Source organism: Marinobacter sp. (assembly GCF_033722735.1).
GTDB lineage: Bacteria > Pseudomonadota > Gammaproteobacteria > Pseudomonadales > Oleiphilaceae > Marinobacter.
The window spans coordinates 133,131-155,221 of the sequence record NZ_JAWVYN010000002.1 but is presented as its reverse complement, the minus strand read 5'-3'; the positions used below and the strand labels follow the sequence as shown (position 1 = coordinate 155,221).

The window sequence follows — 22,091 nt, the reverse complement described above, 5'->3', positions numbered from 1 at the left end:
CTGTTTAAGTTTTATTGAAAGTGTTGGCTGGGAGACCCGTCTGGCCCTGTTCAGACGCCGCCCGATAAACGGGAAGCGGGCAAAAAACAACCAGACCAAAGTATCAACCATAAAAAAGTCGAGAGAGAATAGCAGTTTTGAGAACGATGAGGTAGTTTTCAGCGACCCAAGTCGTTCACGAACCGACAGTAGAGGCCCAGCCATGGATCAGTCTCCCGAACAGCTCAAAAATGTGACCTACGATGAAATCCAGGTGGGTGATACCGCCACGTTTAGCCGAACCCTCACCGAAGACGAGCTGGTTTTGTTCGCTGCCGTTTCCGGCGATGTTAACCCGGTTCACCTGGATGCCGAATTTGCCGCCGGCACCCTTTTCAAGGAACGGATCGCCCATGGCATGTGGAGCGGTTCGCTCGTGTCGGCCGCCCTGGCGACGGTGCTTCCGGGCCCCGGGACCATCTACCTCGAACAGGACCTGGCCTTCAAACGTCCGGTCAAGCTGAATGACACCCTGACCGTCACCCTTACCGTGCTGGCCAAGGAAGCCAGAAACCGGGTGGTTATCCGGTGTGACGTGCGCAATCAGGGCGGCCAGACCGTCGTCACCGGCGAGGCCAAGGTCATGGCCCCGACGGAATCGCTGACGCTTGCCAAGCCCAGGCTGCCCAAAATCACCATTGAACGGTAGCCCTCCGCCAATCAGGACGGCAGGAAATCGATGGGAAACCTGACCGTCCTGGCTTCGACGTCCCTGGCCCCAAAATCAAACAGCAATACCCGGTTCGCCAGGCGTTGCTCCAGCGCCGGATTGCCCAGCTCGGAGCTCACCACTTCGCAGTGGGATACCCGGCCGTCGGGCTCAATGACCAGCTCCAACAACACCTTGCCTGCCAGTGTCGGGTCCTGGCGCAGCTCCCGTCGGTAGAGCGAGTACAGCGCCGTCTTCTGGCTTTCGAAAACCTGGCGAATGTTGCTCATGGCCCTTTGGGACGCCGCCGGAGCCGGGGTAGCCGGTGCCGGGCGGACCTCCGCTTCCGGCGCCGCCACCTGGGCCACTTCATGGGTGGCCAAGGCGATCTCCTGGGTGGGCGCCGTCCGGTCCTCCACTCCGCCACTGCCAGACAACGCCGCCTCGGTGTCACGCGTGCCGTCGGCAGATCCGGTTACCCGGTCCGCCGCCAGGTTCGCAGACAACCGGCCCTGCTCGGTTGGGACCGCCGCCCGCAGCTGGGCAAGCTGTTCCCGCATCGCCAGAATTCCCGACTGGGATGCCACCTGGCGCGCCTGCTCGACACTCTGTGGCTGGGCGACCTGTGGCCCGGGGCGCGGCGTGACCGGTTGCGCCCGGACGGGCCGCTGTGGCCGCTCTTGCCGGGACTCAGGGGGGCTCTCGCCCGGGGGCGGCGGTTCGGGCTCTGCCGCTCGCGGCGGCTGGACCAGGCGGGCCAGGTGTGACGAGGTGTCTTCCGGGGCCGCCGTCGGAAGTGGCGGCAACTGAACCGTGGGAATCAGCGCCGCAGGCACACCGGCCAGCAACAGGAGCACCGCCAGGACGATCAGGAAGCGCCGCTGATCGGACCTTGTGCTAGCCCAGGGCAAGGTTCCGGCGACCGTGGTATCGCTAGCCATTCACCACCTCGCGCTGGGTTTCAACGGCCAGGCGGACCTGGCGGTAGTGCTCGTTTACACAGGTCTGCATGATCTTGCGGAGCAGGCGGTAGCGGGTTTCGTGACCGGCCAGTACGGTAATCTCGAGCCCCGCATCCGGTACCGTCGGCAACTGCGACCGCCGCTGCTCAAGCTGTTGGGCCAGTTCGTCCAGCGTGTCCCGATCCGCGTCAATGTCGTCGAGTCTGACCACTTCGCGGCCTTCCAGCAGGATAGCCTGGTCGGTGACCAGAATCGTCAGGGCTTCAACCGCCGGCGCCTCGGATGAGGATACCGGCAGGCTGACGCTGCTGTCCGAGCGCAAGACCTTCACCTCTGAGGAGTTCACCATCAGGAAGAACACCAGGATGGTGAAAATGTCCATGAGGGACACCAGGTTCAGGCCACCGGGACGGTGCATGCGACGGTAGTGCCGCTGAATACGGCGAGCTCGACGGGACAATTTCATGTGCCCACCTCCGCGGCCGCGACGTCGTCGCCCCCGGCGGGGTCCGCCAGCGAAACATCCGGAAACAGCTCCGCCTTGACCACGCTGGCGGCCACCACCGCATCATAGGAACGCAGGGTGTCGATGGTGGTGACCAATGTCTGGTAATCGGTGGTTGGCGGCACCTCCAGAATCACGTCGGATTTATCCGGTAATCGCTGCTTGACTTGCTTCAGCACCTCCCGAAGTGCCGCGTAGTCCCGCCTTCCCTCCCGGGATGACACCGAGCGGATCAGGCCACGGTGACGGTCCGCCACCTCAAAACCGTCCTCCGTTAGGGTGACCACCAGGGTCAGCGTTTCCGCCGCGGGCGTCTGACCGGGTGCCATGCCGGGGAAGTTCAGCTCGATTACGCGAACCTGGCTGAACACCATCCCCAGCAGCAGGACAGGCACCAACACAATCATCAGGTTGAGGAAGGCGGTAATATCCAGATCCGGATTGCTGGTCGGTCGACGATGCTTGCGTCTCATGGTGAGCGTTCCCGTTCAGGCGGTTTGGCTTGGGGCCTTGTCGGCAATGATGTTCAGCAGTTTCACCCCGGCCATCTCGAAGCTGTCGACCAATTCATTGGTACGGGTCTGCAGTAGCGCGTGGAACATCAACAATGGAATCGCGGCCATCAGGCCAAAGGCCGTGGTGTTCATGGCCACGGAGATACTCTCCGAGAGCATGGTGGCTTTCTGTGACGGGTCAGCGGCGGCGACAGCCGTGAATGCCGCGATCAGGCCAATGATGGTTCCCAGCAAGCCCAGCAGCGTCGCCACGTTAGCCAGCGTGGCGAGGTATTGCGTGCGCTTTTCCAGCCGAGGGAGTACCTCCATCAGGCCCTCCTCCATGGCGTACTCGATGTCTTCCCGCCGATGGTCGTTTAGCAGCCTGGCCAGCCCGGCCGACAGGATATTGGCGATCGCACTGTCGGAACGGGACGCGGCTGCCATGGCCTGCTGGTAGTCCCGTTTCTGTAGCAGCGGCAGGATGCTCCGCTCAAACGTTTGCCGGTTCCGGCGGTGCACTACCCCCAGGAACAGGAAACGCTCGATGGCAATGGCAAGGCCCACCACCAGCACCAGCGCAATGGGGTACATAAACGGGCCACCTTCCTGAAAGAATCGAACAACGGTTTCCAACATAGACAGTCTCCGGTGAATTAATGCAGGGAAAAACGGGAACCCAGGTTTGGGTCCAGGGTGTCGCGAAACTTTCGGTGGCGCTCGAACACCCGCGGATTGATCGGATCAAGGAGTTCGGGCGCCTGGCTGGAGAGCTCGGATTCGGGACGCCGGGGCACACGTGGTGGTTGCCAGGGCAGTATGTGCAATACCCGGGGCTCATCATCCCCGGGCGCCGACGAGATTCCCGCCACGCCTAGCGACCTATGGGCGGGCTCCTCCGCCGGGTCCGCCCAGGCAACCGCGTGCCCCATCAGAGCCAGCAAGGCCCCCAACAGCCAGCAGCGACCCGCCATGTCAGTTCACCCTCCGTTCCAGATCGGCAATCCAGCCGGCCACGCGCTCATCGCCATCTCCGGCCAACTCCTGGTAGCGACGGTAATGGGCAAGGGCCTTCGGCAGTTCCAGCAGGTACAGTTCGCACAGCACCGCCAGATTGAAATGAAGCTCCGCTGCCCCGGGGGCATGGGCAAGGCCGGTCTCCAGCACAGCGCCGGCCTCCTCGAACCGGTCCTGTTGCTGCAGCAACACCGCCAGGTTGTTCACCGTGAACACGTCTGCCGGCGACTGGGTCAGAGCCTGCTGGTACGATGCGATCGCCTGCGTGATCTGGCCCTGATGCTGTTGAATCCAGCCCAAGCGCGCCTTTAACCAGCCGACGTCGGGCCGGGCGTCAATCAGCGAGGTCAGCCGGGCTTGTGCCAGTGCCCAGTTTTTCGCAGCCCCCGCCTGACGCGCGAGTGCAAGCTGATTCTGCTGCTGGGGAGTCAGCGGCTCAGAGACAACGTGCCGCTTGCCTTCCGGGGTAACAGGCCCATGAACCGGTCCGCTGGCACAGCCCGACAACAGCAGTAGCGCTGCCACCGCGGTTATTCGGGCTTTGTTCTGGCCGCTGCCTCTGGTCACCGGTTGAGTTCTATGACGCACCGTCCTGCTCCTCCTGCTGCCAGTTCATCCGTCGCATTTGCCGGGCGTACCGTCCCGGAAACAGTTGCGCCAACGCGTCGAGGCTTTGCTCAACCCACCGGTCGTAGTGTCCGTCCTCGAGCTGCCGGTGGTTGCGGGCGTGCAGCTCGATAGCCAGCTCCTCGAAGGGGTAGGCCTGCTCTTCCAGCAACAGATCGTATTGGGCCGACTCCAACGGGGTAAGCCCACCCGGGCGACTGGATGCCATCAGGTGCTGTGCCAGGGTCCGGTACAGCTCCGCTCGACGGAACAGGGAATGGGAACCTACCCCACGGTCGCCCAGGCGCTCAGCCCGCTCGTAGAAAGCAAGGGCCTCTTCCAGGGCCGACTGCTTGCGGGACAGGCTTCGGGGCAAGGGATGGTCCAGCGGGATGCCCACAAAACGTTGCTCCGCCTGGGTGGCCAGGGTCATCGCCGCCGCCGCGGCCCAGGCCAGGGTTTCTTCGGAATGCCATGGGCTGTCCAGTTCCGCTTCCACCAGCGACCGGCGCAGCGGGTTCGGATCCTCGCCAGACTCGATTAACCGCTGGCGCATACGCTGGTGGTTCTGGTGAGCATCCGCGTCCACGGCTGGCTTCACCGGATCCAGATAGGCGCGATAAAGCCGATTGCGTGCGACCACATTTCCAGCCTGATGGTAGAGCTCAGCCGCTTGCAGCCGTGCGGCCCAAGGATCATCCGACTGATCGGCACGGGCGATGAGTTCTTCGGCCGCACGCTGGGGTTGATCCGAACGGGTGTACGCGTACACCAGTTTGTCGCTGATGCGTTCGCTTAACGGGTGGTCGCTGAGTTCGCTACGAAATCGCTTCAGTTCGTTGATAGCCGGCTGCCAACGCTGCGCCTTGAGTAAACAGTTGGCCGCGTCAAACCGGGCACGGATGGCCAGCTCCGTGCCGCCCGCGATGGACTCGATACGCCGGTAATGGGCGACGGCAATCTCGGTTTCTCCACGTTGCTCGGCGCGTTCCGCCTGCCGATAGATGCTGGTGCCGAGCTGGCGCCTAATATCCTCCCGCTCGGATGCGGTTATATGGCGGACCGCCTCGGATTCGGCCAGCCCCAATGCCTTGCGCCAGGCATTCTCCGCGGCTCGATGTTGCTCACCTTGGGCAAACACCCGCCCAAGGACCAACCAGGCCGCCAATTGTTCCGATGGAGTTACGGCGTCATGGCCCAGGGCCAGGTTGGCATATCTTTCCGCTTCCGGTGCGCGACCCTGCGCCCGCATCCGGTTGGCCAGGTCGGCCAGCAACCCACTCCCCCTGGGGTCCGCCGGAAAGCGGTTGGTGAACCGCTCAACGGTGAGGGCCAAATCTGCCAAGGTGCTGACCAGCGACAGCTCCCCATCCAGCGCTTGGGTGCGAATCTGCAGCTCGGCCCAGGCGGCATCCGCGGCGCCTTCGTAAGCCTCGGTTTCGTAGGCCGCCCGTTTGAACGCCTCCAGCGCTGCGCCGGAACGACCTGCCTGTAGCCAGGCATCCCCGACCAGACGAAGGACCGGCCCGGGCGTGTGCAGGCGTGGAACCAGCCCGGCATAGTAGCGGGCGGAGCGGACAAACGCCGACCGACTGGCCGCCGAATCCGCCGATGCCGAAGCCTGATGGTAGTAAGAGTCAGCCAGGTGCCGGCTGTAGTCTAGCCAGCGTTTCTGCCCTTCGGAGGACAACCCCAGATAGGCCTCCTCGGCGGTGTAGCCCTCAACGTACTGTTCCCGGGCACGGCGCGCCCCGGATTGGTCGCCGGCGGCAATCAGCACATCGACGATCTGGGCGTGCATCGCCGGGACGCTGGAGTGCTCAGGTGCCCGTTGAATAAACCCCCGCGTGACCGCCACGCCCTGCCGCGAATGGCCACGGGACACATGCAGGTCGGCCAGACGGTCATAAACCAGGTGGGAATAGCTGGGTGCAGGTTTGTCGGGTATCAGGTCCGCAAGGAAATCCACCCCGCCTTGCCGAAACGCAATCAGGGCGATGACTCTGAAGGTATCGTCAATCAGGTCGACCGCGGCGGAAGGGATTCGGCGGAAGTCGTCCGTCACCGCCCGTTGCTCCTCCAGTACCGCGAGGAAGGTTTCGCTCGCACGACGGAACTTGCCCTGCTTGTACTGGCTCCAGCCCAGCATGTACCGGGCCTTGATCTGCAGGTCCCGTTCGGTTTCGGTCCCGGTGGCGGAGACGACGCTTTGGTACATCGACTCGGCTTCCGGGTACTCAGCCGCCGCGAAGGCCGACTCGGCCACTCGGAATCGTGCTTCGGTCACCAGTGGCGAATTGGGGTATAGGCCAATCAACTGCTTCAGTCGGTCGGTGGATTTCGCGTCCTGCCCTACGTAGGCATGGGCCTTGGCCATTTGGTACAACAATTCGTCCAGGCGTCCCTGGAAGGCCCCACGGGAGAGAATCGCATCGTAACTGGCCAGCACCTCCCGGTAGACTCGCCCTTCCTCGTCGGGTCCGTATCCCAGATCTGATGCCGTGAGGTCCTCCAGATTGGCGAGACGGTTCAGGGCGTCGATGCGTACCTCCGGCTCCCCCGACTGCTCGAACAGACGCTGATAGCGCCTGGCGACTTCCCGAGGTGAAATCGCCGGCAGCGGCTGGGCCTCAAACTGTAAATAAACCGGACGCATGTCTGCGATGGTGTCGCCGTCCTGATTCAGTTGTACCTGAAATGCCTGCTGCGCCCAGGCCGAACCCGCCAGCCAGGCACCTGCCAGCAAGAACACCAGTGAGCCCCTGACGAAGACCGTTTTCATGGTCGATCTCCTTCCAGGTTCTTCAGGGCCAGGTGCTCATACAGATGGGCGAGGTGCTGCTCGGTTTTTTCCAACGCGGCCGCTATCCTCCGATCCTCCTGTGTCAGGAACTCCCTTGCCAGTCGATCCAGCGCCAGCCCGGCCTCTGCTTGCAGGCTGGCAGCCTTGGCTTTCAGGCCATCAAGGCGAGCAAGCCCCGATTCCACGGACGCCAGCAGTTCCTCGAGCGCCGCTCGGCGGGCGGGCCGCTGGCGGGAAAACCGGCCGACGCCGTCACTGATATCTTCGAGGGTAAGCTTGAGGCGCTGGAGTTGCGTTCGCTGCTGTCCATCGACCAGTCCTTCCAGTCCGCGCAACCGGCTCTGCAGTGACGCCAGTCCTTGCTCCAGCATCGCGCTTTGGGCGTTCGCCGGTAACGGTTGGGAGAGCGTCAACAGCTGCCGCCCGAGCGCATCCCGGAACACTTCCAGGTCCAGAATACGGCTCGTCATCCAATCCTCCATCTGCTCCAGTTCTGCCATCCGCTGAATGGCTCGCTGGCTTTCAGGCCGGTCGGCAAAGCGGAGCAGGTAGGCCAGCCTGGGTTGATTGAACGAATGGCTATTACCGAGGAACCAGGCCTCGTTCCGCTCCCGGGGCGCCAGGACCATGGCCCGGTAGGCCCCCTCCCTCTCAACCGCTTCCAGCAAACTGTGGAGCGTGACCCGCTCTCCCTCAAACGCCGCATTGGCCGCCAGGTAGGCCTCTCCGGCCTGTCCCAGGTATCCGGTGTCACTGTAACCGCTGCCCATCCCCAGCCAGGCGTCCGCCACTCCGGGCAATGCCAGCGGGTATTTTCGGGCCCGATGCCAGGACTGCATGGCCGCCCGGAAATTCTGGCGCCTGGCCTGGGTTAACCCGTGGTAGTACAACGCCAGGGGGATCTGAAAACTGTCCAGCCGTACCTGTTCCAGGAACCCAGCCGCCTTGATGTCGTCCCCCGACTGGAACGCCAGATAGCCCGCCCGCAGCAGGAGTCTCGAACGCAGCTCGTTGCTGCGCGACTGGCGATGATCCGACTCCGCCATCGCCAGGGCGACCCGGATCGCCACCAATGCCCTTGATGGCGTGCGGTCGACCCGACTGTAGCTGCTGGCGATGGCCTGGTATCCAAGGGCGGACCAGTAGCCGGGCTCCATAGTGGAGAGAATCCGGCCGGCTTCATCCAGACGGTCCTGTTGACGGACATTTTCAGCCTGCAGGAACAGCGCCTCCTGCAGCGTCTCGCCACGGCCATGGCGGACGGCACTGGCCAGGGCCTGCGCTGCATCTGCCTGACTACCATCCGCCATTAACTCCCGGGCCAGCATCAGCCAGGCTGCGCCCCGGTCTTCCGGTCGGTCGGTAAGTTTCTCCAGCTCGGCGATCGCCAATGATCGACGGCCGGTGTCGATCAGGGCGTGGGCCAGGGTGAGGTTTGGTTCTGGAATCCGGCGACCGGATAGCCAGTACAGGACCAGGTCCGGTGCGCCACTGGCGTGACTGAAATGCGCCAGTCGGGCCCGATCCTGGTCAGACAGCTGTCCCGCTGACCCATTGGTTACCGATGCGCCGACCATCAAGCACAACGCGGGCAGACACCAAAAGCGAGGGAAAGCCTTCCAGCCCATGGCTTAACGACCACCCTTCAGTGAGAGCTGCGGTTCGAAATCCGGGGCACTGGCGGTCAGTTGCAGTTGGATATGGGATTCACCGGCCCGTTTGTGGAAACGAAGCTGGTTTTCACGACGGACGTACCGATCGCTCCCCGTTCTGGCAGTCAGTGTGGCCGTGATCTCATGCTGGCCCAGCGCCACGTTGCCAACGTAGAGCCGTTGCAATCCGCCTTCGCTGAGCGCCCGGTATTCCTGGTCGGTGTAAAGGTGGGACGCAACGGGCTGGCCGTCGATCTTGAGCTCGATGGCATCCAGTTCGATGGTGTCGCCGCCGCTGACAGACAGAAAAATTGACACCCGGCTGTCCGCTGGATGAAGGATGGCTTCTTCGAGCTTAAACAGCTGCTCGCTGAGAGCTGCAACCTCGCCTTTCAGTTGATCGAGCTGCCGATTCAGCGACTCCGAAGCCTGCCCCGAAACCGGGAGCAGTATCCAGGCCATCAGCATAACCCAGAGTGCGGACAACCTGAGCCGGGATTCCTTCCCAAGTTTCGACGCCTTTACTGCCTTCGCCTCCATAGCCGTCCCCGCTCCTGCAAAACTCTGTAACAAATTTACAGAAAAGGGTAACACTGGCTTCTCGGCAAGAACGGTATCCAGATCACCAATTTGGAAAGTGAAGCTGTCGGGATCTTTTACAACGTAAAGGAATGAGCCTGGATTGGGGCGATGCGGCTCTGACTCAAAAAATCAAAAACGTATTGTTTTTAAGGCTTTTTTTTAATCTGGCCCTGCGCTTGCTTTGGCCTGGTTGGCGGGAATGCTATTCAGTGATGACCGCTTGATATGCCGAGCTTTGCCGATGCCCTCAACCGCATCGGCTTTTTTTACCTTCAGTCGCCCGGTCCGCTATTTACTGAGTTCCTTCATGGCCGACTCCAGACCCTCAATGGTCAACGGGTACATGCGATCGTTGACCAGCTGCCTGGTCATGCCCAGTGAGCCTCCGGTCCCCCAGTAGGTTTCTGGCAGAGGGTTCAGCCAGACCACCTTGCGAAAATGATCGGTCACCCGTTGAAACCAGGTAGCCCCGGCCTCTTCGTTCCAGTGTTCAATGGACCCACCGGGGTGAGAAATCTCGTAGGGAGCCATGGTGGCATCCCCCACAAAGATGACTTTGTAGTCCGGGGTGTACTTATGCAGAATGTCCCAGGTATCGGTGGTTTCGTTCATGCGACGGATATTGTTCTTCCACACGCTTTCATAGATAAAGTTGTGGAAATAGAAATATTCCATGTGCTTGAACTCGAGCCGGGCTGCGGAGAACAACTCTTCGCAAACTCGAATGTGAGGGTCCATGGAGCCGCCAACATCAAAGAAGATCAACACTTTGACCGCATTGTGTCGCTCCGGCACCATCTTGAGGTCCAGATACCCGGCGTTGCGGGCGGTGGAGGCAATGGTGTCATCCAGATCCAGTTGGTCGGCCGCGCCCTGCCGGGCAAACTTGCGCAGGCGTCTGAGCGCCACCTTGATGTTGCGGATACCCAGAGTCAGGCTGTCATCCAGGTCCTTGAAGGCACGCTTTTCCCAGACCTTCACCGCCCGTCCCTGGCGGCCGTCTTTCTGTCCGATGCGGAAGCCTTCCGGGTTGTAACCGTTGGCCCCGAAAGGCGAAGTGCCACCGGTGCCAATCCATTTGTTGCCCCCCTGGTGGCGCTCCTTCTGCTCTTCCATGCGCTGCTTGAACGCCTCGATCAGCTCTTCCAGACCGCCCAGGGACTCAATCGCCGCCTTCTCCTCTTCCGACAGCTGCTTCTCAAACTCGGCCCGCAACCAGTCTTCGGGAATCAGGGCCTCCAGCAGAGCGTCGAGGTTCTCGATGCCCTTGAAGTAGGCGTCGAAGGCGCGATCAAACTTGTCGAAATGGCGCTCGTCCTTGACCAGGCACAAGCGGGCCAGATAGTAGAACTCTTCCATATCGGCGAACGCCAACCGACTCTTCAACGCTTCCAGCAGGTCGAGGAACTCCCGGAGACTGGCCGGCACCTTTGCGCGTCGGACTTCGAGGAAAAATTCAATGAGCATCGTGTGTTCCTGGTCTGTCGCTGAGTTGGGTCGCTTTCCGGAAAACCGGCCAAGCTATCGCCGTCAGTTTACGCCTTTATGCGCCTAGCCTCGACGCCGGGCCATGAAGGCCAGTTTCTGCAACAGGTGGACGTCCTGTTCGTTCTTGACCAGGGCGCCATACAATGGCGGCAAGGCGGAGCTGGCCTCTCCTTGCTGCAGCACCTTGGCGGACAGTTCGTCCGCCATCAGCAGCTTCAGCCAGTCAATGAGCTCGGATGTCGAGGGCTTCTTCTTCAGCCCGGGCACCTTGCGTACGTCGAAAAAGACTTCCAGGGCATCCCGCACCACTTCCTGCTGGATGTTCGGAAAGTGAACGTCGACGATGTTCTTCATCGTGTCGTGGTCGGGGAAACTGATGTAATGAAAGAAACAGCGGCGCAGGAACGCGTCCGGAAGTTCCTTCTCGTTGTTACTGGTGATCACCACAATGGGCCGATGCTTTGCCTTGACGAACTGCTGGGTTTCGTAGACAAAGAATTCCATCCGGTCGAGTTCGAGCAACAGGTCGTTGGGAAACTCAATGTCGGCCTTGTCGATCTCGTCGATCAGCAATACCACCTGCTCGTCCGATTCGAAGGCTTCCCACAGCTTGCCCTTGACGATGTAGTTGCGGATGTCCTTGACCTTCTCGTCACCCAACTGGGAATCCCTCAGACGGGATACGGCGTCGTATTCGTACAGTCCCTGCTGGGCCTTGGTGGTGGACTTGATGTGCCAGGGAATCAGGCGCATCCCCAGTGCCGATGCCATTTCCTCGGCCAGCAACGTTTTCCCGGTACCGGGCTCGCCTTTGATCAATAGCGGGCGCTGCAGTGCAATCGCGGCATTCACCGCCATTTGCAGATCGTCGGTTGCTACGTAGTTGTCGGTACCGGTGAACTTCATGATGTCTGTTCCTGTTCGGTTGATGATCTGTGCCGGGAGGGAGTATATCGATTCACAGGCCGCTTGATAAGGATGCTATCTTTCAGCCGACTCTTAGGACCCGTAAACGCCGGCTACTTTTTCTCGTCGTCACTTTCCTGCTCTTTAGTGTCAGCCTCGGCCCCATCCGCCGACGCATTTTTTTCGTCTTCCTGATCGCCCAGATCCTCTATTTCGGAGAGGTCGAAGTCCTCGAGCCCGAAGTCCTCTTCCTCTTCGGCCGGCGGCTGTTCCTGTTCCGTTTCTTTTTCCGTCTGGTCCTGCCCGGAATCCACCTCGGCCTCAGGCTCCTGCTCCACTTCTGCCTCGTCCTCGGCCGGTTTCGCCTCCTCCTCGGATGGTACCTTTTCTTCCCCGGGTTCCCCGGACGGCTCCGGTTCGTCAGAGACGTCCTCCACGGCCTTCGGGGCTTCCTCCACGGGCTGGTGTTCCGGGTCTTCGCGCCGTTTCCTGCGCCAGAACCAAAGGCCAGCTCCGATCAGTCCCAGCGCGCCGAGCGAGCCGGCCACGGCATAGTAAAGGATCCAGTCCCTGTCGACGTCCGGCGCCTCCGGCGCAAGGGGTTGCGGTGGCTCAACTGCCGACAGGTCAATGGGCCCGCCATCGGGTATTGCCGGCTCCGTTGGCTGTTCTGGCGAGGGCTCATCCGCGCTCTCGCCCGCCGGCTGGGCGGAGGGTTCCGAGCTGAGGGACTCCGCCAGTTCCGGGGTATCTGCACTGCTGACCGGCCGGTCGTCCCCGGCGGGCAAGATATACGTCAGGACCTGACTGAACTTACGCGAAAAGGTCTGGCCATCGGCAACCAACTCGAGCCGGTAGTCGCCGGGCTCCGGCAACCGGGTGATCTCGTCGCGATAGACCCCATCGTCCGGCGGGACTTCTGGCGACAGGGCCTTGGTACCGGAACGACCGTGCTGGTCGGTCAGGGTAAGTGTCACCTCGATCACGCCGAGAAAATCCCGGTCGGTGATGATCTGCTCGCTCTCCTCAAAGTGTGCCGTCACGGTCACCGTGTCACCGGGCCGAAAACGCGGCGGCAGCGCCGGGACCACCATACGCAGATCGCTGACCACCGTCACACGGCTGCCCTGCCCCAGTTCCCCTCGCAACCGCCATTCGCCAGGCTTGGGGCCGACAATGGTGATGAGGTCGTAGCCAGCTTCCTGAACCCAGCGAACGCCGTCTCCCGGCTTGGCCGGCGTTATCTGTTGCCCGTCCGGATCAACCAGGGTCAAGGCGGTATTGCCTGCAGCGGAGGCTTGTTCTCCGGAGAAAATCAGGGCGGTAAATTCCTGGACGCCGGCATCCACCAGGAACCGGTTACCCTCAATCGGTAGCTGATCCTGCGGGGCTGCGGCATTCAGGGCGCGAAGGAAGACCCTGTTCAGGTCTTCGGCGGTCTCGGCAAAGTTGTAACTGCCCCCGGTGCGATCGGCAAATGCCTCGAGTAACGCCAGGTCGGCGTTGTCGGACAGCGCAACGGTATGCACGGTTGCGCCGGCCTGCTCAAGACCCGGCAACACCTCCTCCAGGATACGCTGACGTTCCCGTTCATTGTCCGGCGCCTGTGCGGAGACATCGACTTTGCCATCGGTCAGCAGGATAAAATGGGTGTGCTCCAGGCTGCCGCCACTGTAGTAACTCTCGCTGGCGACCTCCAGGGCTTCCCCCAGGTTGGTACGCAGGGCCACCGAGTTGATATCGCTGGAACGATCAATGGCTCGATTGCGCCAGGCGGGATCGACCTCGCCATGAGGTACCAGCATGTTGACGTACTGGCCGAAAGTCCAGACACCGGCCGTGGCGTCCTGGGGAATCAGCCTGGCGAGGAGGCGAACCGCCGGCTGCCGAAGGTTGGACGGGTCGTTACTCTTCATCGAGCCGGAGATGTCTACCACCACCCGCACGTCGATGGGGTTCTGCCCGGACTGGGCGGCGGCCTGGCCGCTCAACAGACTGGCCAGCGCCAGGATGACCAGGTAACGTCCAACTCGGTCCATAGCAGCTCCGTGGAAAGCGGTTTGAATGTATTTAGCGTGATACCAGCCGGTAGCGCAGCAGATCCAGCATCCAGACCAACAGGACAGCCAGACCCGCCAGTCCCATGTTGAAAAAGGCCCTGACGGATTCCTCGGTGTTACCGAGAATGGCCTCATAACCACCGTGCAACCAGGCCGGTATCCACCAGCCCGCCACTTCCGAGGATTCCACCGGCGTCAGCAATACCGCCACCAATACGGCCTGCAGCAGAGTCCTCATGCCATAGAAAGGAACCAGCCGGAACAGCCGGCTGATCATCAGGAAAAAGAGCAGAAAGCCCACGACATAGACTGCCCAGAAAATTCCATACGCAATTTGAGCGTCAGCGTTCATCTATAGAATCCAGTGTATTATGTGTTCTTCCCAGTCATCTTCCGGCACATCGGCTTCGGAAATGACACGATGACGAACCGAGACTCCGGCCTCGTGGACCGAGTTCGGGTCTCCCGATACCAGCGGGTGCCAAGCCGCCAGGGGTCGGTCTTCCGCCAGCGTTCTGTAGGCGCAGGTATAAGGCAACCAGCCATAGTTGCCTACCGAATCAGGCGTTAGGACGGTGCATCCTGGTACCCTCTGCAGGCGCTCCGGGTACACGGTGCAGCGACAGGTCTTGCTGTCCATGTAGCGACAGACCAGATCGGTGTGGTAGACCTCACCGGTGTCCTCATCCTCGAGCTTGGCCAGGCAACACTTGCCACAGCCGTCGCAGAGCGCTTCCCATTCCGCAGGAGACATCTCGTGCAGGCGCTTGCGCTGCCAGAATGGGATGGCTGCTATCATTCACGGTGCTTCCTGATTTTCTGCTTGAACTCTACCACGTAACCTTCTTGTTCCTCGGGCATTTGCAAGTAGAAATCCTGGGCTTCCAGGGCGTCGAGTACCGCCTTGCCGGTGGTCCGGGCCAGCCGGCGCTCCGGGGTAAGAATCAGGTCCATGGCATGCACAGGCTCACCGAACACCGATCGAAGGGCCTCGGGCAACTCCTCCCAGGACTGTCCGCGCCGGACAAAAATGTAAGTATCTTCCTTCTTGCCACTCCGAAAAACGGAGACAAACTCTTTGTCTTTCATGGGTTCAGTATTGCCTCAATCTTGTCGCTGACCGGTGCGATCAGCGCCGCTCGCCAGCCCTCCTGCAATGGACCGGCCTGGATTTGTCTGCTCTGGACCAGGTTCTCCAAACGTTTACGCGGGGCCAGCAACTCTATGGGCACTGCATTGGCTTCAGCTATTGTATGAAAAACCTGCTTGAGCTGTTTGTATTGCTTTTGTTGCTCCCGGGTCAATGGAGGTCGAATTCGTGTAAAGGCGTCTATCGATTCGCCATTGCCCTGGATCAACGACAGCAGGCGGTCACCAAACCGCCGCACCACCACAGCCGGCATGTCCTTTACCGACTGCAACTCGGCTTTGTTACGCGGCAGACGCTCTGCCAGGGCAATCAATACCGCATCGGGAAGGACCCGGTTTCGTGGCCGGTCCCGGTCGCGACACTCCTGCTCTCGCCACTGGGTAATTCGTTGCAGCACCTGCTGTCTTCGCTCGTCCAAGGCCCAGCCCCCCCGCAGCCGCAGGTAATGACTGGCGGGATCGTCCTGCTGGTAAAGGTCGTCGGCGAACCGGGTGGATTCCTCTGCCAGGGCCTTCATCAATCCCTTCGCCTGGAGTTGCTCGCAAACCCAGTCATAGAGCGGTGCCAGGTAGCGGATATCCTCGAGAGCATAGGCTTGCTGAGCGGCACTGAGCGGGCGTTTCAACCAGTCGGAACGGGTCGCCGACTTGTCCAGGGACTGGTTGAACAGGGTTTCGACAATGCGGGCGTAGCCCACCGAAAACCCTGCCCCGGCCAAGGCCACGCCGATTTGCAGGTCGAGTACGCCGGCGGGCCGGATGTCGAGCCAGTGGCGAAACAGCTCCAGGTCCTCGCTCATGGCATACAACAGCTTGGGGGTGTCGGGATCGGCCAGCACCTGGCGGAACTGATTCGATGCCGCCGCTACATCGGGATCGATCAGGTACAGCCCGTCGCCAGCGCCGACCTGCACCAGTCCCGGTATGGGGTAGAATGTAGAAACCCGTTCAAATTCGGTATCCAGCGCCAGCGGTTCACCGGCATGCTTGAGCAGCCAGCGGTCCAACTCGGCCGGGTCGGTAATCCAGTGGGCCTGGGATGAAGTCTCAGACGTCATGTCACACAGTCAGTTGAATGAATGGCAGGGGCTCAGTCCTGAAGCGGCTTGCGCCCGCGAAAGGCATGGGTCAGGGTAAATCCGTCGACATAGCCCAGCTCGCCACCCACGGGAATACCATGGGCCAGGCGCGTCAGGAGAATGTTGCGACCATCAAGCCGATCAGCGATGTAATGGGCGGTCGCCTCCCCTTCTACGGTGGGGTTGGTGGCCAGGATCAGCTCGGAGACCCCTTCGGCGCTCACCCGCTCCAGCAGTTTCTCAATGCCGATGTCCGCCGGACCGATACCGTCGATGGGCGACAGATGCCCCATTAGCACGAAATATGCGCCGTGATAGTCACCTGCCTGCTCGATGGCCAGCAGATCCGAGGGACTCTCCACCACACAGATGGTGCCATTGTGGCGCTGGGGATTGGCGCAGATGCCGCACACCGGGGTGTCCGAAAAGTTCTGGCATTGCTCACAACGCCGAACCCCTTCCATTGCGCCCCGCAAGGCATCCGCCAGTCGTTCGCCGCCCGACCGTCCCTTTTCCAACAAATGGAAGGCCATGCGCTGCGCCGTTTTCTGGCCCACGCCGGGCAGACAGCGCAGGGATTCCACCAGTTCATCCACCAGCGGGCTAAATGCCATGGTTAAACCTCACAGGACTACCAATTGGGCGGGAAATCAGAACGGCATCTTGAAGCCGGGGGGCATGCCCATACCGGACATCATACCGGACATCTTTTCCTTCTGGTTCGCTTCGACACGACGCACGGCATCATTGACGGCAGCCGCCAGCAGGTCTTCCAGAATGTCTTTTTCTTCACTCAGCAGCGACGGATCGATGTCCACCTTGCTGACGTCGTGTCGTCCGTTCATGGTCACTTTGACCAGGCCGGCCCCAGACTCGCCGGTCACTTCGGCCTTGGCAATTTCCTCCTGGGCCTTTTGCATCTCTTCCTGCATCTTTTGGGCTTTTTTCATCAGATCGCCCATACCGTTCATCATTTGGCCTACCTCTTGCGTTTGCCATTGACCGCCGCGCCCATCGCTCAGTCCTGGGACAGCGGTTTGATTGAATCTTCGACCACCCGCCCCTGGAATCGTTCAACGATCGAATGCACCAGCGGATCGTTCTGGATGGCTTCCTCAGCCGCCTGCTGGCGGGCCTGTCGGGCGCGTTCTTCCCAGGCCGCCGGGGTATCCTCGCCGGGGTGCCCCTGCTCGACCCTCAACACGGTCTGGTCGCCAAACCGGTGTTTCAACGCCTCCAGTATCCGCTCGCGATGCCGATCGGTCAGCAGGCGCTCGTGTCCCTGGTCCAGGGTGAGCACGACCTCGTCCCCTTGCCGGGTCATGGCGGCGTGACTGGCCAGATTGCCAGGCATTCCGATGATATTCAGACTGCGAAAGTCCCGGGGCCAGAGGAAATCCCCCGGCGAAGCCGGCACCGCGCCGGTCTCCCCGGTGGCCAATGGTGCGGGCGCTTCACCGGCGAGGGTCGCTGTAACTGGTTCCGCATTGTGCGATGGTGACGGAGCGGCCAGGGATGAATCGCTCCGCTCGCCCCGGGGGCCAGTCTCAACGGTGTCGCTGTAACCGGCAGAAGGTGCACTCCCTTCCTGAGACACAACCTCAGCCTGGGCTGGGCGGATTTCGCCCTGATCCCCGTCGGTGCGAGGGTCAACGGACGGTGTCGGAGGTGCCGGGGGCTGGGAGTCCGCTGCGGGGTGCTCTTCCACTATGGGGGGCGTGGGCGTGGCGACGTCGGTGGCAGGCTCGGGATCATCCTGCGACGCGGAATCAGCGCGATCCCCGGATGGCAGGGTGGGTGGTGCCCGCCGCTCCCCCCCGGGGCGGAATGCCAGCATCCGCAACAGCGTCATCTCGAAGCCCATCCGGGCATCCGGCGTCACCGCCAGGTCTTTCCGACCGATCAGCGCGGTCTGATAAAACAGCTGGGCATCCTCGGCACTTAACTGACGGGCCAGTGCCTGAACCTGCTCGGCGTCCCCGAGTGCATTATCGACACTTCCGGGCACCACCTGCTCCAGGGTGACCCGGTGAAACAGGGACAACAGATCGGACAGGATCACGCCATAGTCCGGTGCAAAATCCGAGATTCGTCGGATCTCGGACAGCAGGGTCGGTCCGTCATTGGTCACCAGGGCCTGAACGATCCGCTCGATGTCCCGTTGGTCGATGGTCCCCAGCATGCTGCTGACATCGGAGGCCGCCAACTTCTGATTGCCGAACGCAATGGCCTGATCGGTCAGACTCAGGGCATCCCGCATGCTGCCGTCAGCGGCCCGCGCGAGCAACCACAGGGCTGGTTCTTCGAAGGGGATGTTCTCCGCGGTCAGTACATGACTCAGGTGGCTGGCAATGTGCTCGGGCGTCATCCGCTTGAGGTTGAACTGCAGACAACGGGACAGGATGGTTACCGGCAATTTCTGCGGGTCGGTGGTTGCCAACAGGAACTTTACGTGCTCCGGCGGCTCTTCCAGCGTTTTAAGGAAGGCGTTGAACGACTGGTTGGTGAGCATGTGCACCTCATCAATTAGGTACACCTTGTAACGTCCCCGGCTGGGCGCATACTGCACGTTGTCCGTCAGTTCCCGCATGTCATCCACACCGGTGCGGGAGGCCGCATCGATTTCGATCAGATCGACAAAGCGGCCATCCTGGATTTCAAGGCAACTGGTGCATTCCCCACAGGGTGTGGGTGTGACGCCAATCTCGCAGTTGAGGCAACGGGCCAGCAGGCGACCGATAGTGGTTTTGCCAACCCCGCGGGTACCGGTAAACAGATAGGCATGATGCAGGCGCTGGTTCTCCAGGGCGTGCACCAGGGCCTGGAGCACGTGCTCCTGACCAACCATGTCCTGAAACGTCTGGGGGCGCCACTTTCTGGCTAAAACCTGGTAGCTCATTTTTAATCAACTGCAATTGAGAACGGGCTCAACCATAGCATGGACCCGGCTCGATAAGAAGCCAATGACACGGGATACAACTGACTGAAAAGACGTGGGGAAAAGAAGCCAAATACGGGAATCTGGGGGTGACCCCACCAGCAACACTCCGGCACCCAAGTCCACCGCTGCGGCTGCTCCCTTCCGGGCCTGACCGGGTTCACGGTTTATTGTTGCGGAGGCACCAGCGGGGCCACCATAACGATCCGAACCTGCTCGTTCAGATGCGGCGCGCATGTTAACAGGCCGCGATGAGGCGATCAATCCCAAATTACGCATTCATTCTTTGAGCCACCCAGGTTCGGCCAATCTCCGGACGCCAGGGGACTATGATTCCCCTAACCTACCGCTATACTTGGAAGTCTCAGGCGTGGAGCTTGTCTGCCACACACGTTGTCGTCAGCTGTAACGAGGTTTGTCTTGAAAACAGTCCCAGGCCAGTGGTCGTTTACCCGGTGGACCACCGTCAACCAGTTGGAAGCCCTGGAAATCCGTCACCCCTCATTCCACGCCCGCCTGTTTCTGCAGGGCGCCCACCTGACCCATTACGCCCCAACTGGCCAGCCCAACTGGCTCTGGGTAAGCGATACCGCCCGGTTTGAAACCGGGCGAGCCATTCGTGGCGGTATCCCGGTATGCTGGCCCTGGTTTGGCGTGCCCGACCGCAATCCCCCGGATGTTCGGGAACACATCCTCAGCGCTTCAGCCCACGGATTCGCCCGCACCGAAGTCTGGCAACTGGAGGATGTGGTCGAATCGGCCGATTCGGTGGAGGTCAGCCTGAGCCTGATGGCCAACGGCGATTTCGCGGCGCACTGGCGCGGTCACGCCAGCGCCCTGATTACCTTTCGGTTCTCCGGGAGCAGCTGCCAGATCGCCCTCACCACTACCAATCTGGGCAAGACAACGCTGGCGTTCTCACAGGCGCTACACACCTATTTGCCGACCCCCATTTTCGAGACCGTCATTACCGGCCTGGAGGGCACCAGTTTCACCGACACCCTGCGGGACTGGTGCCATTTCCGCCAACAGGGCGAGCTGACCATCCGCGATGAAGTCGATCGCATCTACCAGACCGGCGGTGACCCCATTGACGTAGTGTCGGACGACCACCGGATGACTTTGTTGAGCAACGGCAGTGGCTCCACCGTGGTCTGGAATCCTGGCCCTGAGAAAGCCGCGCGCTTGTCGGACTTTCCGGCACAGGCCTGGAAATCGATGATATGCGTCGAAACTGCCAATGCGCTGAACGATTTCAAACTGCTCAATAACGGACAAAGCCATACGTTGGGCGTCATGCTCACCCGCTCTGATGGGACCAAGGAATTTTCATGAGCCTTGCATCACTGATCAAATCAAAACTTGTCTCCCCTGCTCTGGATGAGCAGATCAATCGAATCCGAAAGCCCATTGGTTCGTTGGGTTACGACCCCTGGGGGTACAACAACGAGTCGGTCAAGCTTGGTTTTTCCCTGACCAAGCAGCTGTATGAAAGGTATTTTCGGGTCCAGGCCTCCGGTGTGGAAAAAATCCCAGCCGAGGGACCGGTACTGATTATCGCCAACCACAGCGGCCAGCTTCCCATCGATGGCCTGCTGATCGGTTACGCGCTGGCTTCCCGGGCGGAGAACCCCCGCATCCCCCGCGCCATGATCGAACGCTTCTTCCCCACGGTCCCCTACCTGGGCAACCTGCTCAACGAATTCGGAGCCGTGCTGGGCGACCCGGTCAACTGCGCCAAGATGCTCGCCAATGACGAGGCGGTTATTGTGTTCCCCGAAGGCGTCCGGGGCTCGGGCAAGCTCTATCGGGATCGCTACCGGCTGATGCGCTTCGGCAATGGCTTCATGCACCTGGCCATGAAGTACAAGGCCACCATTGTCCCCGTTGGGGTGGTTGGCTGCGAGGAGACCATTCCCGCTATTGCCAATATCAAGCCCCTGGCCAAACTGCTGGGCGTCCCCTATGCCCCGGTGGCCTTGCCCGCCATCCTGCCCGCAAAGGTCTACCTGAACTTTGGCGATCCCATGATGTTCGACGATGCCGACATCCAGGAGGAACAGGTCACGGAACGGGTGGAGCAGGTAAAGACGGCCATCAGCGAACTGATCGATAAAGGATTGAGCGAAAGGAAAAGGCTGTTCTGATGACGGAAAAACGCAGGCCCCACATTCTTGTCACTGGCGCGGCAGGCGCCCTTGCGCAACAGGTGATCAACCGGCTCCGGGACGACTGCGACCTGGTGGCCGTTGACTTCCGGGAACAGGTTTACCTGGGCGACGACATTCCCAGTTACTGCATCGACTTCAACAAGCGGGTATTCGAGGACCTGTTTCGCCGCTACCGGTTCGATGGCGTGATTCACCTGGGACGTATCCAGTCCAGCCAGTTGACCCGTATGCGCCGTTACAATGCCAACGTGCTGGGCACTCAGAAACTGCTCGATCTGAGTCACAAATACGGTGTCTCGCGAGTGGTGGTGCTGTCCACCTACCACGTCTATGGTGCGGTCGCCTACAATCCGGCGCTGATCGATGAGGACGCACCGCTAAAAAGCGCCGGCCTGACCATGGATCTGGTGGATTCGGTGGAATTGGAGAACCTCGCCAACATTTATCTGTGGCGCTACCCGGATCTGAACATCACCATCCTGCGTCCCTGCAACATCGTGGGCCCGGGCGTCCGGAACTCCATCAGCACGCTCCTATCGAACGAACGGGCCCCGGTATTGGCGGGCTTCTCGCCGATGATGCAGTTCATACACATCGACGACATGGCGGATGCCATTGTGCTGGCGTACCAGAAGAAAAAGAAAGGCATCTTCAATGTCGCTGCCGACGACTGGGTCGCCTTTCAGCATGCGCTCAAGCTGTGTGGCTGCAAACGGATTCCAATCCCTTCGATTCCGCCGGGACTGAGCGCCTTTATCCTGCGGACACTGAAGCTGAAAAGCTTTCCTTCCTACCTGATGAACTTCTTTAAATACCCGGTGGTTATCGACGGCCGGCTGTTCGCCAGGGAATTCGGGTTTACCCCCAAGCGACCCCTGAAGGAAATTTTCCGCTATTATCGGGAGAACAAGAAGCCCGTTTAAGTCTTTGGTTCAACCAAAGGTTTAGGCTCCCCGACAGCCTCCGGGTCAGATCACGGCGGGCGAATCGC

The 22,091-nt window shown here is 61.0% G+C and carries 23 protein-coding genes and 1 other RNA gene; 4 read left to right on the top strand and 20 right to left on the bottom strand.

Going from position 1 to position 22,091, the window contains the following annotated elements; all coding sequences use genetic code 11:
- Positions 1-202: 202 nt before the first annotated feature.
- A complete protein-coding gene (locus R3175_RS02565) occupies positions 203-688 on the top strand; it encodes a MaoC/PaaZ C-terminal domain-containing protein (RefSeq protein WP_318942192.1) in 486 nt (161 codons plus the stop codon).
- An 11-nt stretch (positions 689-699) separates the two neighbouring features.
- Here R3175_RS02565 and R3175_RS02560 read toward each other — a convergent pair whose 3' ends face one another.
- From R3175_RS02560 to ffs, 20 genes are all read right to left on the bottom strand, one after another.
- Positions 700-1,629 (bottom strand): AgmX/PglI C-terminal domain-containing protein, encoded by a 930-nt coding sequence (locus R3175_RS02560; RefSeq protein WP_318942190.1) that lies wholly within the window; start codon positions 1,627-1,629, stop codon positions 700-702.
- Complete coding sequence (locus R3175_RS02555) at positions 1,622-2,116, bottom strand: ExbD/TolR family protein (RefSeq protein WP_318942188.1); 495 nt, start codon at positions 2,114-2,116, stop codon at positions 1,622-1,624. Before R3175_RS02555 ends, R3175_RS02560 begins: the two co-directional genes overlap by 8 nt.
- On the bottom strand, positions 2,113-2,628 hold the full coding sequence (locus tag R3175_RS02550; RefSeq protein WP_318942186.1) for an ExbD/TolR family protein: 516 nt from the start codon (positions 2,626-2,628) through the stop codon (positions 2,113-2,115). The genes R3175_RS02555 and R3175_RS02550 overlap by 4 nt, the downstream gene beginning before the upstream one ends.
- A 15-nt stretch (positions 2,629-2,643) precedes the next feature.
- Complete coding sequence (locus R3175_RS02545; protein WP_318942185.1) at positions 2,644-3,288, bottom strand: MotA/TolQ/ExbB proton channel family protein; 645 nt, start codon at positions 3,286-3,288, stop codon at positions 2,644-2,646.
- Between the two features lie 17 nt (positions 3,289-3,305).
- On the bottom strand, positions 3,306-3,623 hold the full coding sequence (locus R3175_RS02540) for a hypothetical protein (RefSeq protein WP_318942183.1): 318 nt from the start codon (positions 3,621-3,623) through the stop codon (positions 3,306-3,308).
- Position 3,624: 1 nt separating this feature from the next.
- Positions 3,625-4,254 (bottom strand): tetratricopeptide repeat protein, encoded by a 630-nt coding sequence (locus R3175_RS02535; protein WP_318942180.1) that lies wholly within the window; start codon positions 4,252-4,254, stop codon positions 3,625-3,627.
- A complete protein-coding gene (locus R3175_RS02530; protein ID WP_318942178.1) occupies positions 4,244-7,054 on the bottom strand; it encodes a tetratricopeptide repeat protein in 2,811 nt (936 codons plus the stop codon). The genes R3175_RS02535 and R3175_RS02530 overlap by 11 nt, the downstream gene beginning before the upstream one ends.
- Entirely contained in the window at positions 7,051-8,652 is a 1,602-nt protein-coding gene (locus R3175_RS02525) for a hypothetical protein (protein ID WP_318942176.1), read from the bottom strand. The genes R3175_RS02530 and R3175_RS02525 overlap by 4 nt, the downstream gene beginning before the upstream one ends.
- Positions 8,653-8,706: 54 nt before the next feature.
- On the bottom strand, positions 8,707-9,267 hold the full coding sequence (locus R3175_RS02520; protein ID WP_318942174.1) for an AraC family transcriptional regulator: 561 nt from the start codon (positions 9,265-9,267) through the stop codon (positions 8,707-8,709).
- Positions 9,268-9,597: 330 nt separating this feature from the next.
- Positions 9,598-10,776, bottom strand: a complete 1,179-nt coding sequence (locus tag R3175_RS02515; RefSeq protein ID WP_318942172.1) for a VWA domain-containing protein — start codon at positions 10,774-10,776, stop codon at positions 9,598-9,600.
- A gap of 84 nt (positions 10,777-10,860) precedes the next feature.
- Complete coding sequence (locus R3175_RS02510; RefSeq protein WP_318942170.1) at positions 10,861-11,703, bottom strand: MoxR family ATPase; 843 nt, start codon at positions 11,701-11,703, stop codon at positions 10,861-10,863.
- A gap of 113 nt (positions 11,704-11,816) precedes the next feature.
- Positions 11,817-13,742, bottom strand: coding sequence for a VWA domain-containing protein (locus R3175_RS02505; RefSeq protein WP_318942168.1), 1,926 nt, complete (start codon positions 13,740-13,742; stop codon positions 11,817-11,819).
- Between the two features lie 31 nt (positions 13,743-13,773).
- Positions 13,774-14,115, bottom strand: a complete 342-nt coding sequence (locus R3175_RS02500) for a hypothetical protein (RefSeq protein WP_318942166.1) — start codon at positions 14,113-14,115, stop codon at positions 13,774-13,776.
- On the bottom strand, positions 14,116-14,562 hold the full coding sequence (locus tag R3175_RS02495) for a YcgN family cysteine cluster protein (protein ID WP_318942164.1): 447 nt from the start codon (positions 14,560-14,562) through the stop codon (positions 14,116-14,118).
- On the bottom strand, positions 14,559-14,852 hold the full coding sequence (locus R3175_RS02490) for a YcgL domain-containing protein (RefSeq protein WP_318942162.1): 294 nt from the start codon (positions 14,850-14,852) through the stop codon (positions 14,559-14,561). The genes R3175_RS02495 and R3175_RS02490 overlap by 4 nt, the downstream gene beginning before the upstream one ends.
- Complete coding sequence (locus tag R3175_RS02485; RefSeq protein WP_318942160.1) at positions 14,849-15,970, bottom strand: ribonuclease D; 1,122 nt, start codon at positions 15,968-15,970, stop codon at positions 14,849-14,851. Before R3175_RS02485 ends, R3175_RS02490 begins: the two co-directional genes overlap by 4 nt.
- Before the next feature lie 32 nt (positions 15,971-16,002).
- A complete protein-coding gene (recR, locus tag R3175_RS02480; RefSeq protein WP_318942158.1) occupies positions 16,003-16,605 on the bottom strand; it encodes a recombination mediator RecR in 603 nt (200 codons plus the stop codon).
- A 36-nt stretch (positions 16,606-16,641) separates the two neighbouring features.
- Positions 16,642-16,965, bottom strand: a complete 324-nt coding sequence (locus tag R3175_RS02475) for a YbaB/EbfC family nucleoid-associated protein (RefSeq protein WP_318942156.1) — start codon at positions 16,963-16,965, stop codon at positions 16,642-16,644.
- A 44-nt stretch (positions 16,966-17,009) separates the two neighbouring features.
- The gene (dnaX, locus tag R3175_RS02470; RefSeq protein ID WP_318942155.1) at positions 17,010-18,890 is read right to left on the bottom strand and encodes a DNA polymerase III subunit gamma/tau; all 1,881 of its coding nucleotides are present in this window, start codon (positions 18,888-18,890) and stop codon (positions 17,010-17,012) included.
- A 132-nt stretch (positions 18,891-19,022) separates the two neighbouring features.
- An RNA gene (gene ffs / locus R3175_RS02465) (signal recognition particle sRNA small type) lies at positions 19,023-19,119 on the bottom strand.
- A gap of 230 nt (positions 19,120-19,349) precedes the next feature.
- On the opposite strand from ffs, the gene R3175_RS02460 reads away from it, so the two are divergent.
- The 3 genes from R3175_RS02460 to R3175_RS02450 are packed head-to-tail and all read left to right on the top strand — an operon-like array spanning position 19,350 to position 22,023.
- Positions 19,350-20,264, top strand: coding sequence for a D-hexose-6-phosphate mutarotase (locus R3175_RS02460; protein WP_318942153.1), 915 nt, complete (start codon positions 19,350-19,352; stop codon positions 20,262-20,264).
- Positions 20,261-21,076, top strand: a complete 816-nt coding sequence (locus tag R3175_RS02455; protein WP_318942150.1) for a lysophospholipid acyltransferase family protein — start codon at positions 20,261-20,263, stop codon at positions 21,074-21,076. Before R3175_RS02460 ends, R3175_RS02455 begins: the two co-directional genes overlap by 4 nt.
- Entirely contained in the window at positions 21,076-22,023 is a 948-nt protein-coding gene (locus R3175_RS02450; protein ID WP_318942148.1) for an SDR family oxidoreductase, read from the top strand. The genes R3175_RS02455 and R3175_RS02450 overlap by 1 nt, the downstream gene beginning before the upstream one ends.
- Positions 22,024-22,091: the final 68 nt, after the last annotated feature.